The organism is Paenibacillus massiliensis 2301065 = DSM 16942 (genome assembly GCF_000377505.1).
Classification (GTDB): domain Bacteria; phylum Bacillota; class Bacilli; order Paenibacillales; family Paenibacillaceae; genus Paenibacillus; species Paenibacillus massiliensis.
The window spans coordinates 73,481-86,311 of record NZ_KB898190.1; the positions used below are offsets into that span (position 1 = coordinate 73,481).

General features: G+C 48.9%; 14 protein-coding genes. 7 read left to right on the forward strand and 7 right to left on the reverse strand.

Translation table 11 applies throughout. The annotated features are described in order from the left end of the window. Positions 1-21: 21 nt before the first annotated feature. The 4 genes from D328_RS0113035 (at position 22) to D328_RS0113055 (ending at position 3,113) form a co-directional block, all read left to right on the forward strand. Positions 22-741 carry an SDR family NAD(P)-dependent oxidoreductase gene (locus D328_RS0113035; RefSeq protein WP_018885461.1) on the forward strand — a complete coding sequence of 240 codons (720 nt, stop codon included), beginning with the start codon at positions 22-24 and terminating at the stop codon, positions 739-741. A 160-nt stretch (positions 742-901) separates the two neighbouring features. Further along, entirely contained in the window at positions 902-1,225 is a 324-nt protein-coding gene (locus D328_RS0113040) for a DUF5713 family protein (protein ID WP_018885462.1), read from the forward strand. A gap of 394 nt (positions 1,226-1,619) precedes the next feature. Continuing rightward, positions 1,620-2,384: a helix-turn-helix domain-containing protein gene (locus D328_RS0113050; protein WP_018885464.1), complete on the forward strand. Its 765-nt coding sequence runs from the start codon at positions 1,620-1,622 to the stop codon at positions 2,382-2,384. Between the two features lie 30 nt (positions 2,385-2,414). Next, complete coding sequence (locus D328_RS0113055) at positions 2,415-3,113, forward strand: transglutaminase-like domain-containing protein (protein ID WP_018885465.1); 699 nt, start codon at positions 2,415-2,417, stop codon at positions 3,111-3,113. A 181-nt stretch (positions 3,114-3,294) separates the two neighbouring features. Here D328_RS0113055 and D328_RS0113060 read toward each other — a convergent pair whose 3' ends face one another. Beyond that, the gene (locus D328_RS0113060; protein ID WP_018885466.1) at positions 3,295-3,519 is read right to left on the reverse strand and encodes a helix-turn-helix domain-containing protein; all 225 of its coding nucleotides are present in this window, start codon (positions 3,517-3,519) and stop codon (positions 3,295-3,297) included. A 94-nt stretch (positions 3,520-3,613) separates the two neighbouring features. After that, on the reverse strand, positions 3,614-3,970 hold the full coding sequence (locus D328_RS0113065) for a hypothetical protein (RefSeq protein ID WP_018885467.1): 357 nt from the start codon (positions 3,968-3,970) through the stop codon (positions 3,614-3,616). A gap of 201 nt (positions 3,971-4,171) precedes the next feature. Between D328_RS0113065 and D328_RS0113070 the strand changes: the two genes are divergently transcribed. Genes D328_RS0113070 through nagA form a run of 3 tightly spaced genes read left to right on the forward strand, consistent with a single transcriptional unit; the run spans position 4,172 to position 6,987 of the window. Next, a complete protein-coding gene (locus D328_RS0113070; protein ID WP_018885468.1) occupies positions 4,172-5,032 on the forward strand; it encodes a MurR/RpiR family transcriptional regulator in 861 nt (286 codons plus the stop codon). Between the two features lie 3 nt (positions 5,033-5,035). Then, a complete protein-coding gene (nagB, locus tag D328_RS0113075) occupies positions 5,036-5,764 on the forward strand; it encodes a glucosamine-6-phosphate deaminase (RefSeq protein ID WP_018885469.1) in 729 nt (242 codons plus the stop codon). Beyond that, positions 5,761-6,987 carry an N-acetylglucosamine-6-phosphate deacetylase gene (gene nagA / locus D328_RS0113080; RefSeq protein WP_018885470.1) on the forward strand — a complete coding sequence of 409 codons (1,227 nt, stop codon included), beginning with the start codon at positions 5,761-5,763 and terminating at the stop codon, positions 6,985-6,987. Before nagB ends, nagA begins: the two co-directional genes overlap by 4 nt. 170 nt (positions 6,988-7,157) lie before the next feature. Here nagA and D328_RS29050 read toward each other — a convergent pair whose 3' ends face one another. The 5 genes from D328_RS29050 to D328_RS0113105 form a co-directional block, all read right to left on the reverse strand. After that, positions 7,158-8,156 carry a YhcN/YlaJ family sporulation lipoprotein gene (locus D328_RS29050; protein ID WP_018885471.1) on the reverse strand — a complete coding sequence of 333 codons (999 nt, stop codon included), beginning with the start codon at positions 8,154-8,156 and terminating at the stop codon, positions 7,158-7,160. Between the two features lie 128 nt (positions 8,157-8,284). Beyond that, positions 8,285-9,205 carry a DUF4340 domain-containing protein gene (locus D328_RS0113090; protein WP_018885472.1) on the reverse strand — a complete coding sequence of 307 codons (921 nt, stop codon included), beginning with the start codon at positions 9,203-9,205 and terminating at the stop codon, positions 8,285-8,287. Continuing rightward, positions 9,202-10,596, reverse strand: a complete 1,395-nt coding sequence (locus D328_RS0113095; protein WP_018885473.1) for a GldG family protein — start codon at positions 10,594-10,596, stop codon at positions 9,202-9,204. Before D328_RS0113095 ends, D328_RS0113090 begins: the two co-directional genes overlap by 4 nt. Before the next feature lie 7 nt (positions 10,597-10,603). After that, the gene (locus D328_RS0113100) at positions 10,604-11,320 is read right to left on the reverse strand and encodes an ABC transporter permease subunit (protein WP_018885474.1); all 717 of its coding nucleotides are present in this window, start codon (positions 11,318-11,320) and stop codon (positions 10,604-10,606) included. After that, a complete protein-coding gene (locus tag D328_RS0113105) occupies positions 11,317-12,489 on the reverse strand; it encodes an ABC transporter ATP-binding protein (RefSeq protein ID WP_018885475.1) in 1,173 nt (390 codons plus the stop codon). The genes D328_RS0113100 and D328_RS0113105 overlap by 4 nt, the downstream gene beginning before the upstream one ends. Positions 12,490-12,831: the final 342 nt, after the last annotated feature.

Genomic DNA, 12,831 nt, shown 5'->3' on the forward strand with positions numbered 1-12,831 from the left:
TTTAGCTATGAAGGAGAACCTATGAGAAACTATATTATTTTCGGTGCAAGCAAGGGGCTAGGCGATGCTTTTGTGAAAGGACTGCCTGATCAAGGGGATCAAGTATGGATCGTCTCCAGAAATAAGCCAGGCAGCATGGAGCTTGCGGACGGCGTCAATAGAAGATGGATTGCCGCCGATCTGGGGCAGCCGAACGCTGCACAGGTCGTATCCGATGCTTTGCAAGGCGAGACCATTGATGTACTGATCTATAACGTGGGTATCTGGGAAAGGGGAGGCTTCGAGGATCACTATAGCTTTGACCTAGATACCCCTGCTGAGATAGCAAATATTATCCAAGTGAATATCACCGCAACGATTACCTGTACACAGGCACTATTGCCTAATATACGACAAGCTGAGGCTGGCAAAATCATCATGATTGGTTCGACAGCCGGGCTGGATCATACCAATAATGCTCAAGTGTCCTTCGTGGCCTCCAAGTTCGGCCTGCGCGGGATTGCGAATGCCTTGCGGGAGCATGTTCGCAAAGACAACATCGCGGTCACCTGCGTCAATCCCGGAGAGCTGGCTGCAGAGATTCCGTTCGAGGATGGTCCTGACAAGGCGATTGCAGAATATGACGGGACCCGGATTCCTGTACAGGATATCGTCTCCATCGTGAAGTGCATTGTCAGTCTGTCCAAGGTTGCTTGCGTCAAAGAAATTCATGTGCCTGCCATTACGGATGTCAATGCATAGTAATTCGTAATGATGTTGCGTAGACACACACATTACAACTTGTAGTACCTGATGTGGAGCATTACAGGCCATCAATCGTTCGTATGCAAAACTAGCCCTAGGCTAGGTAACGATCTAGTTCATTTATCAACTAGTCAGTTCTCGAAGGAGGTACAAGCCATTGAATGCAAAGCCACAGTTCGAGCTTTTAACAGACATGTATAGCAGCAGTTATTATCCCGATTTTCTGGTAGACAAGATCAAGGATGAAATCGTTAGCCTGGTTCATTTTCTGGAGACCGACAATAAGGACCTTGAAGCCATTCAAGAGAAGCTCGACCAGATGACGAGTACCATTAACGATATTCAGGAGCTGTTCTGGGAACACGGGAGCGAGATTGAGACTGTTGCGCGGGATAGCATTGCCGTATCCGTGAGAGATGTACTCCAATTCTTCGCTATTGAGATTGATCTGGAGGAGGCCCTTCGCGAACGAGACTGGTAAGGAGCAAAAGTATGGCAGCAGACGCCTAATGAGAATAGATGATGGATGTAAAATCAATTCCCAGACATGAACAGTATGAAATTAGAGCCGAACATTCAGTTCCGTTATGAGGAAGGTGGCGATAGTTATTTTGATTTTGACTTCAGGCTGAACATCGAAGCAACTGATATCTTCAGCCAGATCATAGCATCGGAGCTAAGCACTTGCCGGACAATCCTTGATGTTCGCAAGTAATAATGGTCACAGCACATGAGCAATGAATGATTATGAATTCGACCATGGAGCAAGCGCACTGTTACCGAGAAGTAGGCTATGGCGAAGCATCTTCATATGAATTTATATATGATCCGATAGTTTTGACGCAGCACTTGATTACATGGGGGATTGTTTGCTGATGATTTTTTACGGGGCCGAGCACCACATCCTTGTTTTATCCGATACCATTGATGCCGATGTGCATAAGCACTCTTTTATACAAGTTACCATCGCCTTAGAGGCTCCGTTTGACATGGACATTGAGGGGGAACCTATTTGTTCCAGCGGGGTGATTATTAATTCCAATGTGACGCATCGTTTGCACGGGATGGGGCAGCCTTTGCTACTGCTGCTTATGGATAGTACTTCAACAATGGCGGCAAGCTTCAAGCACTACATGGGTAGTCAGCCGTATGCGCTTTTTCCAGCAGAAATAATCGTCGATGCTGTCGCCCCATTTGTTCAAAACACATCCCCTCATGTTAAGGATACCGATGGATATGTTTCGTTCCTGGAGAAGCTCATGCAGCATCTTCATTTGGATTACATGCAACCCGCTATGACGGACCCCCGCATCAAGAAGCTTATTCAGCTCATAAAAGCTTGTACAGATTCTGACCACTCGATTGGTCATTTTGCTAGCCAGATCGGCTTATCCAACAGTAGGCTGTCACATCTCTTCAAAGAAAATACGGGGATATCGCTGAGTGGGTACATTCTGCTCCACAAGCTTCAGAAGGCTTCTTATCTGATCTTCCAGGGACTCCGTATTACAGATGCCGCTATGGCAGCAGGATTTGATAGTCCATCGCATTTAGCTGCCACAAGCAAGAAATTGCTAGGTATGACGGCCAAGGATATTCGCAAGGATAGCGTCTTTTTGCAAGTTTCCTGCCTGCATTAGCTATACAATTAGTGCAAGGAGGTGCTCGTAATGAATTCATATCTAACGAATACTGTATTGCTTGACTACACTCACCCGACGATTCAAGGCCTCATTCGTAGTCGGCAGTGGGATCGTCTACCAGTGAAGGATCAGATTCTTGCCGCATATAACTACGTCCGCGACGAGATCAGCTTTGGCTACAATCGATCCGATGATATTCCAGCCTCCGAAGTGTTGCTAGACGGCTATGGTCAATGCAATACCAAGGGCGTACTTTTCATGGCATTGCTAAGAGCTCTTGGCATCCCCTGTCGTATGCATGGGTTCACTATCCATAAACAGCTGCAAAAAGGCGCAATGAAGGGCTGGTATTATAGACTGTCTCCCCGGGAGATTCTGCACAGCTGGGTGGAAGTATGGTATGAGGACAGGTGGTTGAATATCGAGGGCTTCATTCTGGACCTTCCTTATCTCACCAAGCTTCAGCAAAAATTTCAGCAATGTACAGGCTCCTTTTGCGGCTATGGCGTTGCTACAGACAATTTTCAGAACCCGCCCATCCATTGGAATGAAAATGACACCTATGTGCAGAAAGAAGGAATTGTTCAGGATTTCGGAACCTACGAGAGTCCAGACGCCTTTTTCTCCGCACATCAACAACAGCTGGGTCCGCTCAAAAAAAAGATCTATAGCCGGATTGTCCGTCATTTAATGAATCGGAATATCAGGCGCATCAGGGAAGAATAGTTCGCAAGGAACTTTCCAACACGGAGCCAAGAGCTCCGTGTTTTTGTTGTTGGTCGCTAATTCTCACCAGGATTTGATTGAATAATGGCAACGAAAAGGAATACCGCACAAAAACCCTCTCTCCCATCCTTCTACAGAAGGATAATCAAGAAGGTTATGCACCCGCAGGAGCGTAAGTACGTTAGATTTTCAGTTCTCCAAGCTTGATCAGTTCTACGACCGCTTGTGAACGCCCCTTAACATTCAATTTTTGCATTACGTTCGAGATATGGTTTCTCACCGTTTTCTCGCTAATGAATAGCTGCCCTGCAATATCCCGCGTTGTCTTGTCTTGTACCAGCAATTCGAATACTTCACGTTCACGGTGAGTCAGCAAAAATTTGCTTTTGTGGTCGCTGCCCTTCAAGATTCACCCCTCCTTGCTCGGGTTTATGTGGTGTAACAAGGTTAAGGGATACAGTCAACACATTTTATGTTAGGTGAAGGGTGTTGGTTCAGTTTTACTGCAAAAATGGGCAGTTGTTTGCTCGAATGAACTCCCTCCAGCGTTTTGGGGAGAAGGGTTGATAAAAAAGTCTTTCCAGTTCATCATACTGTGACTCGTCCAGTCTCAGGTGGAGTGCTTTGGGGACTATCTTCGAACCAGGCTGGTAGCGCAGCTTCCTGCCTCCTGCTCCGCGCTTCAATGGAATGCGAAACTGTAGCAGATCCTCAAGCCGCTGCCATCCCTCCCAGCTTAATCGCCCTCCACGCTTCCAATCGATGGCATACAATGCAAAATACGAGCCATGTGTGTGCATTTTCTCCGCAATAATCCAGAGTGAGGGTATGTACTTCTGACGTTGTCGTCGATTCATAGCCAGATATCTCCTTTGCTGCTGGTATCCATGTAATCCATAGTAAATGAACCCGGGGCCTTTGTGTAATATTATGTTTTTTGTGGCTATGGCCCAGAATTTACTTGCTTTACTATAAATGATTGATTACAATCAAGTTGTAAAAATAATTTTCTTATTTAAGATATAATTAACAAAAATAATTTTCAGAGGAGCTTCTACATGACAGCCATACTGCATGTACTGCAGCAGACATTGGAGGGTCTCCCTCCACAGGAGCGCCGGATTGCGGAGATTATTTTGCATACTCCCTCCGAAGTTCCAGGCTGGACGATTAACCAACTGGCATTACAGAGCGGGACAAGTCCCGCAACGGTGACACGTTTTTGCAAAGCGTTCCATTTCAAAGGCTTTCCCGATTTCAAAATGAAGCTGGCTGCCGAGATCTCTCAGCCCGCTCAGGAGACGGCCTATCAGGATATTGTAGCAGGCAATCCCCTGTCCCGAATCGTAGAAGCAATCGCCGCCAATCATCTGGCCTCCATTTCAGATACTACCAGGCTGCTAGATATGGAACGACTGGAAAAGGCCGTGGAGCTGCTATGTCGTGCTAATCGCATTGACCTGTATGGAATGGCAACCTCCTCCATTGTGGCTCAGGATTTCTATCAGAAGCTGGTACGAATCGGCAAGAACAGCACAGCTTTTGCCGACTCTCATATGCAGATCACTTCAGCCTCAACACTCGGACCAGGAGATGTAGCGCTCGCTGTATCTTATTCCGGTGAGACCCCGGAGACGATTGACGCACTGCGTGTCGCGAAGGAGAACGGCGCAGCTACGCTGTCGCTCACCTCTTATGGTAGCAATACACTGGCCCGAACTGCGGATATTCCACTATTCTCCTCCTCACTGGAGGAAGGAATGCGCAGGGGTGATATGGCTTCGCGTATTGCTCAGCTGCATGTGATTGATATTTTGTTTACAGGTATGGTGAGCGCTGGCTTTGAACACTACATTCCAAGACTGGAGCATTCCTACCGCAACGTACAGAAGATTCGTAAACATCAGGGAGGCGAATGAAGGATGAATATTCGAATTTTTGAACATGAGGATGACCTAAATGCAGCAGGAGCAGGCATCATTGCAAGCCTCCTTCAGACCAAGCCCCGTGCCACCCTCGGCCTTGCAACCGGAAGCTCACCGGTAGGCATTTATCGCCATTTAACCGCAATGTACCACAGGAATCTAATCAGCTTTGCCCAGGTGTCCACAGTGAACCTTGATGAATATGTCGGATTGTCTTCCGACCACCCCGAGAGCTATCGCAGCTTCATGAACAAGCACCTCTTTGACGAGGTTGACATCCCACTCGCCAATACGCGTGTGCCGAATGGAAATGCTCCTGATCTACAGGCAGAATGCGCTGCTTATGATCGACTCATTGATGATCGAGGGCCAGTAGATCTTCAACTACTAGGCATCGGACACAACGGCCATATCGGGTTCAATGAGCCTGCTGAGAGTCTGATTGGTGGTACACACGTCGTCGAACTGGATGAGCAGACACGCACGGCCAACGCACGCTTCTTCGACTCGATTGATGATGTCCCCCGTCAAGCCATTACGATGGGCGTAGCTTCGATCATGAAGGCGCGCCAAATCCTGCTGATTGCACGCGGTGGAGATAAAGCGGATATTATTCGCCGAGCATTCACTGGGCCCATAACAACCGCATGCCCGGCGTCCCTGCTACAATGCCATCCGCATGTCGTTGTTCTGCTTGATCGTGAAGCAGGGAGTCGGCTGTCATGAGGGAGCAAGAGTCTAAGCCGCAGGTTATGTATGGCGCTGTCGTTACTCCGAGAGGCATTATCCATGACGGCGCGCTGGTCATACAGGATGGAGTTCTGCAATATGTAGGCAATATGGAGAACATCCCAACCCAATGGAAGGATGTCGCCTCCACTCTAGCACCGACGGCAGGAATCTCTTCTGATCAAGCGATAGCATCTGGCTCGCATGGCTACCTTGTACCTGGATTTATAGATATTCATGTCCATGGGGGTAACGGAGAAGACTTTATGGACGCTAACAAAAACGTACTCGATACCATTACTTCCTTTCATGCCTCACAGGGGACAACTTCTATGCTAGCTACGACCATGACAGCTCCCCGCAAGAGCATCGAGCGTGTACTGGCAGAAGTGCATGCCTATAGCCAACAGGATATGCGATACGCTCAATTGCTTGGCGTCCATCTGGAAGGACCCTTTCTCAGTCCCAAGTGGCCAGGAGCACAGAACCCGGAGCATATTGCTCTGCCCAATCTCGAATGGGTACGATCGTGGGTCACGCAATATCCTGACTTGATCCGTCAGCTCACATTGGCTCCAGAGCAGGAAGGTGCACTGGAGCTGATTACCTGGCTGAGTCAGCAAGGAATTACCTCAGCACTCGGACATACCGATGCCACCTATGAAGAGGTTCAGCGAGCTGTCGAGGCTGGACTACGCCACGCCGTTCACACGTTCAATGCTATGACTCCACTGCATCATCGGAAGCCTGGAGCGGCTGGAGCGGTGCTCGGGGATGATCGGATTGAAGCGGAGGTCATTGCCGACGGGATTCACGTTCATCCGGCAGCGGTGGTTTTACTTGCCAGACTGAAGCAGAATCATAATCTGATACTAATTACGGATGCCATGTCTGCGGCAGGGCTTCATGACGGGAACTATACGCTCGGTGATCTACCCGTTGTAGTGAAGGACGGGATCGCACGCCTTGAGGATGGGGTGACTCTTGCTGGTAGCACCTTAACTATGATCCGCGGCTTCCGCTTCCTCATCGAAGAAGCTGGCATGAGTCTGGTGGAGGCCTCGCTGGCTGCCAGTCTGAATCCGGCACTATCCATTGGCATGGCAGATCGTGTCGGTTCTCTGGAGCAGGGTAAGCAGGCAGATATACTACGCTTGTCCCCTCAGCTTGCGCTTGAGGAGGTATGGATTCAGGGCAGGCAGTTACCGTTGAAACCTTGAATATACCCTCCAACTGACAACCACAGTACATGCAACAATGAACCTGCAGCCCCTATTGGATAAAAACAAAAGTCACAGCAGCACCGATGATCAGGTACTAACTGTGACTTTTGTTCATGGATACTCCGTCAGAACATCTACAGAGCATTCCAGAATGCTACCAGCCCATATTATCGCACGGTATTACCGCGCATCCCTTGAGTTCCATTGACTGTTCCGTTCGGGTGGGTTGTTCCAGCTGGAGTCGGGAACAAGCGCTCAGTCATCACACGAAACTCATCAGTAATCGCGCGTACCGGATGCCCATTCTCCATATCACGGGCAAAAGTACTCATGCGCTGCGTGAAATGTGGGTCAGCCGATACATATACATTCTCAATCTCAGGAGCAAATTGCTTGACTTTATTGGCAATTTTATTCTTCAATTGTTGTGGCAGCTCTGCAGCTGCTGTGTTGGTATTATACGTGTGTACACCAGCTCGATTCGTCATCCCGTGATCACGAACACCTGCGTTAGGGTTCGCCGTTGCGCCTCTCATCATACCAAGCACACCTGTACGTGACGTCATATCCATACTGTGATCGGCTGGGCCATAGCCTGTATTTCCTCCAACCATATTACGCTCACCAATCAATGGCACGCCGGTCGTGTTAGGCGTATTCGTATACACACGGGGACCTCCCAGGTCTGTCGTCCGCTCATTTACACCGTTCATCCCACGAGTGCCATTCATTCCATTTGTGCCATTCATCCCACGCGTGCCGTTCATTCCATTTGTGCCATTCATCCCACGCGTGCTATTCATTCCACGTACGCCGTTTGCACCCATGTTATTCGTATTTACGGCTACATAGGCATCATTATTGCGCAGCATCACGGTAGCATTTCTTACTTCTGACATTTCAGAAATGCGCTGGGACAGCTCCTTGCTGACCCGCAGATTTTCACTGCGACCGTTCGCGCTCCCATCCATCAGACCATCCCGGCCCGTGGAATTGACACCGTAACGATTCACTCGGTTCATATCCAGAGTCTTCGCTCCATACCGAGTACTATTCGTGCTCACGTTTCTGTTACCATCCCGGTATCCACAGCCTGTCACGCTGACCATACCAGCAATCAGTACAGCAGATAAGGACAAAGAAATGAGTTGTTTCCCTCCAGGCATGAATTCATCCTCCAATATGATAAATTGTGTGACAACCCTAGAATGCTCTCTTGAGAAGGCATTTATCCTGCAAGGATATGGGAGCACAGTCGCACGCTTTATCTTCCTGAGAATCGCCTGCTACAGGATTATTCTGCTGTAGTAGCCTCATTTGCTGATTTTCCGATATCAGACACCTCACTCGCTGAGATGCCATAGGCCCAATTGCTATTGGGTGGAACTACCCATACCTTCGTATCGTTGGGAAGCGTCCAGCCTTGGTATACCTCTGTTGGATCTTGCCCTGAGCGTGTGACTGTCAAGGTAAACTGATGTACAGCCCCCTTGAGGTCGGAAGCGGGAAGCAAAGGTAGCTCTGCAACGGTATTCTTGATCTGGTCTGCAATGCCTGAAGCCACTTCGTTGGTTACGCTGGCTCCGTTCAGCTTCCACTCCGTCTCTGATGTTGTGCTGCGAGACAGCATCCATGATGCTTCTCTTCCCTCCCATTCCAGCTGGGTAATCTCGGACTGATCCCACAGGAACGGGGTCGTATTCACGAATTCGGAATAGCTCAGCAGCAAGGAAGTCACCGTATTATTGGCTATGGAAATCATATCTCCTTCATTCACCCGAGCGTATACCTGATCACCCGTAGGAAGGGTGTCGCCAAAAGCAACCTTTGTGATCGTTCCCTGCTCATCCGTAATTTCAATCTCGTCGTGATTCCCATCTATTCCATATTTGGAAATATCCTGCGGGTTCGCTACAATGACATCTCCAGCTTCTGCAGTCTGTAGCGTATCCAGCCAACGCTCTACACCGTATTTGTTCAAGGGATAGGAATCTGGCTCTTTCATCGTCCAGGCCCCTTTGTCCTGAATAAGTCGAATATCCGTCCCCTCTTCTCCTTTTCCACGAATCACAATCTCTCGGATCAAGCTTTTATCCTGTTGGACTAATCGCGCTGCTACGGTCTCAGTGCTCCGAAAGTAATTCTCCGAGCTTGCATACCAAAAGCCGGCTATACATATCACGACCAGCAATAATGTAGGCATCCATTTTCTCATGGCTGTCTTCTCCTCCACCACAGAAGTGCCCCAGCCGCTATCAGCACCAGCGGAATTCCGACCACGGTAATGGCGAAGATGGTCCGGGCTTGAACAGGCGTCAAATAAGCCAGCTCATAGCCTTGCTGTTGACGCGGTCTGATCGACAGATCGTTGGAACGCTCCAGCAGATGATTATAGCTATTCAGCGCCAGATCCCGATTGCCTCCATTCATCCATTCCGTATCACTGAACAGGGCCGAGCTGCCTAAAATTATCGCCTTGGGCTTGCCCTCTGCCGTATCAGCCGCATACCCTAGATTTACTGGTCCCTGAATATCAGTACCTTCATTAAAGCTCGTATCTCCATTTAACAGGCCCTTAATATCTAGCTCTCCATAGCTGTCACCCGAGCTCTGCATGAGAGAGGTCAGCTGCCAATTGCTCTGCTCCTCCTCGGATGTGGTCAAAGCAATAGACAGAGACAGCATGGGCAGCAGATTGGCTGAAGCCAGCTTCGATGTAATCGGATGCTCTCCAAGACTAGGCACAACCCACAATGGTCCCAGTGTATTGGTCTGGGTACGATCCACTGTGACGGCATGCAGGTCCTTCACGCCATAGTCAGAAGCCAAGGCATCAATATTACTCCAGCTCTTTGCCATATCATCCTTGAACCCAAGTGCTAGAATAAGCTTGCCGCCATTGCTCAAATATTCACGAATCAGCTTCAACTCCTGATCACTAAGATCACGTTGCGGACCTATGATCGCTAGTACATCCGTATCCTCAGGAATGGCTCCATCCCGATTCAGTTGAAGCTCGGTAGCCGTAGCGTTGTACTGCTCCAAAGACGAATGTAGCCCCGTCATTTCTGATAGTGGAATCTCTTCATGCCCGCTCAGGAAGGCAATCTTATGCATATCCGAGGAGGACAGAGACATCAGACTTGAGGTGAGCTGCTCCTCCCCTGCGAACTCGTAGCCATTGCCATCTGCCGTGGCACGGAACAAAGTACCGATATCTACGACTCGGCTCTGATCACCCTGCAGGAGCACAATCGAGGCGGATGAAACACCATACTGCCGCGCGAGTGCAGGCTCCTGATTCAATTCATACTCCTCCACAGACAGCTTGCTGCTGCGTTTCTTATATTCTTCAAGCAGATCAGAGACATCCTGATTCAGAACCTGATTCTGCGCACTACCTACCGTAAAGGACAAAATGCGCACATCCTGCCGGATCGACTTCAGCACACTCTGTGTCTGCTCAGACAGGGTGTACTGCTTATTCGCGGTCAGATCGAGCTGAAAGCCGCCAATCGAACGAAGAAACAACGTAAGCAGAATGAATATTCCAACTGCAGCCAGTGATAACACCACACTGTTTCCATGTCCCAGCCATTTTTTCATGTTCCGTTCACCTCCACCGTTTCCGTTCCACAACCTGTATGCTGAACAGCAGGAACAGTGCGGACAGTGTTATATAGTAGATGATGTCGGCTCCATTCAGGATGCCCTTCAGGAATCCATTAAAACGACTGGATAAGGAGAAGGGCTGAAGCCATTCCATAATAGCTGTGTTGCTATTGCCTCCGAGTGAATCAAGCATCCACAAAGTGAGCAATATAATGAAGCCGGCTACGGCCGCCACCATCTGATGTCGCGATAGAGACGAAGCGAATAGACCAATCGCCATCATACCAGCCCCCATGAGGAATAACCCGAATGCGGAGGTGAAGAGTATAACGAGGTCCAGCTCTCCGAACTGGGACATTAATAACGGATAGAGCAAATTAAGTAAGACCAGCACCAGCAAGAATACGAGCGAGGATAAATATTTACCTAAAATGATCTCTGTCGTGCTTGCTGGTGAGGTCAGTAATAACTCGTCAGTTCCCTGGCGGAATTCCTCGGCCATCAGTCTCATCGTCAATAGCGGAATAACGAAGATGAAGACAGATAATGTATCCCCCAGTACCAAGCGATAATCTACGATACTTGGCTGATAAAACACGAAGCTTGAGTAGAACAGTAACCCCGACAGGAGCATGTATACGGCAAGTATCCCGTACGACATAGGTGTCCATAGATAGCCATGCAGCTCCTTTCGACAGATCGCAAGCATCCTTCTCATCGCTTGTCCTCCTCTACTGAATTCTGCTTGTCCAGTGTGGAACTCGACGATTCAGGCTCGCCCGCTGAAGGAGTGTCCTGTCCGGAAGACTCTACCTGATTTGGAACGGTCTGTTGAGGATCTTCCGCTGAGACTATCTCTTCTGATGGGGAGGAGGCGCGCTCCAATGTCAGCTGCTGGAATATCTGCTCCAGACTTGGCTGTTCTCGCTTCATTTCCAGGATGGGCAGGTTCGCCTCGGATAAAAGATAGAATAACGGCTCACGGAAGTCCTCAGCCGTATTTCCTTCAAGGACCAAGCGAGTAATCCCGGGATTCGCTGGCTCATGGAGCGACTCATTTTCACCATGGCTCGAACGCCGCTCTGCCTCAGTTAATGTGTCCACAGCTAACGTGTTCACAACACCAGCTACCTGAGCCTTGGCATATGACCATCCTTCCAGTACACTCATGACTTGCTGCCGCTCCCCCTTGACCTCCAGCGTTACTTTGAAGGCTTCATTCACGCCTCCTCTCATCGCTTGCGGATCACCATCCAGGACAATCTTCCCCTCATGGATGATCAGCACTCGGTTACAGAGCATGCTTACCTCAGGCAAAATATGTGTACTAAGCAGTACAGTATGTTCTTCACCCAACTCACGAATCAGATCCCGGATCTCCATAATCTGATTAGGGTCCAGCCCCGATGTAGGCTCGTCCAGCACTAGTAAATCTGGCCGATGGAGGATAGCCCCCGCAAGGCCAAGTCTTTGCTTATATCCCTTGGACAGGCTCCGAACAAGCTGTCGTTCCCTTCCCTTCAGACCTAGTCTGCTAATCATTTCGCTAATGGTCATTTTTTGTTCACGGGCAGGAACATTTCGCAGATCCGCTACGAATCTCAAATAACCTTGCACGGACATTTCCGAATACAGAGGCGGTGTCTCTGGCAAATAACCAATTCGTGATCTTACCCGCTTCCCTTCATCATGCACGGATATCCCATTCACCAGCACTTCTCCCGAGGTGGGATACAGATATCCGGTAATCATTCGCATCGTCGTGGTTTTTCCGGCTCCATTTGGCCCCAGAAAACCAACAATCTCACCGGGCTGGATGCTGAAGTCAAGCTCTTTGACCCGCATCCGGCCTTCATAAGCTTTGCTAACCTTCTTCACATCAAGCACATCACTTCATCCTTTCTCCGCATATTCCCGCCTTTGTGCACGGGAGGCTGTACCACTATATCTAATAACTACTAATTCTCGCTTAAAGTTATCTAAATACAAGCTTAAAATAATGTGTCTAACTTGTGAACTGATAAATCATTAATATCAGCTTTCCCGTTTATTGCCATTTGACTTGCTGAGCCTGAAAAAAAAAGAAACTGCTCCTGCCGGAGCCTACGACGAAACATGGATGTCGCAAGCACGGCACGAACAGCTATAAAAGGCAGAAAAAATCCTGATATCTATCTAGAGTCTACATACTCCAAATATACTCCAAATATTTGCTCAAGATAACGTTCT